This window comes from Allorhizobium paknamense (genome assembly GCF_030815125.1).
Taxonomy (GTDB): domain Bacteria; phylum Pseudomonadota; class Alphaproteobacteria; order Rhizobiales; family Rhizobiaceae; genus Allorhizobium; species Allorhizobium paknamense.
In genome coordinates, this window is record NZ_JAUSWH010000042.1 from 1 (window position 1) to 1,394 (window position 1,394).

The 1,394-nt window shown below is 51.1% G+C and carries 1 protein-coding gene; it reads left to right on the plus strand.

All coding sequences use genetic code 11. From position 1 onward, the window contains the following. On the plus strand, positions 1-1,394 hold a 1,394-nt coding region (locus QO005_RS24150), incomplete at both ends, for an amino acid adenylation domain-containing protein (RefSeq protein WP_307160563.1).

Genomic DNA, 1,394 nt, shown 5'->3' on the forward strand with positions numbered 1-1,394 from the left:
AGAACAAAAACTTACCTATCAGGAGCTCAATGCCAGAGCAAACCAGCTGGCACATCACCTTATAGGGCTCGGTGTCGGGCCCGAGGATATCGTGGGCATCGATCTGGAACTTTCTCCCGATTTCATTGTAGCTATACTAGCATCTTTGAAATGCGGATCAGCATACTTTCCTCTCTCTAAAGCTATGCCTCCCATGAAGCTGCTGAATGTTCTTGAACAATCAGCGCCACGTCTAATTATCACGGATAAATGGTCTCTAAAGGATCGGAACTACGGTAACATGCCGTTGGTATTAGAACAACATGTCAGCAGACTCACTAGATCGGACAATCCCATATTTCCGCAAAGGCCGCATAGCACGGCATACTTGATGTACACGTCAGGCTCGACAGGGTCATCAAAAGGCATTGCGATAAGTCAGTTCAGCGTGGCAGCTCTCGCCCTTGATCCGAAATGGCACAATAAGTTGCGCCGGCGTTTTCTTGTCCACTCAATTTCTTCTTTTGATGCCTCGACATTCGAGATTTGGGTGGCGCTCTTAAATGGCGATACTCTGATAATCGCTCCATCTAAAACGAGCACTGACATACGTCTTCTTGCTCAACTAATAAAAGAGCAGGATGTGGATGCTGCCTTTCTAACCACAGGTCTCCTGCAGCTGGTAGCTGAAAGCCATTCGTACCTAGTCGACGGTATCAAATACCTTTGGACCGGCGGGGATGCTATGTCCTCTGTCACTGCCAGAACTCTCCAAAACCACTACCCGCGGCTACATGTTACCAACCTTTACGGACCAACGGAGATAACCACTTGCGCTACCAGCTTTGAGGTGCTTCCTCAGCAGAATTTGTTTGAAGCAGTCCCCATAGGCTCTCCTCTTGCCAACACTCAGGTTTATGTTTTGGATGATTGGCTCCGTCCTGTGCCTGTTGGTGTCCGGGGTGAGCTTTACATAGCTGGTGCTGGATTGGCACGAGGTTATCTTGGCCGGCCGGATCTCACATCGGAGCGATTTGTCGCAAACCCGTTTGGTGCGGCAGGCAGTCGGATGTATCGGACGGGCGATCTGGCAAGATGGCGTTCAGACGGTGTGCTTGATTTCCTTGGGCGTGCGGATCATCAGGTAAAGATCCGTGGTTTTCGCATTGAGCCAGGTGAAGTCGAGGCTGCCTTGACGAGCCGCTCTTCGGTTGGCCAGGCAGTGGTTGTTGCTCGAGAGGATCAAAACGCTCAGAAGCAGCTAGTCGGCTATGTCATTCCCGCGAGTGGTTACGTCCTCGACCCGACACAGCTAAGGCGTGAACTCGCTACGGAACTTCCGGATTACATGGTTCCAGCAGCGATTGTTGTGCTTGACCAGCTTCCGTTAACGCCGAATGGAAAGCTGGACCGTC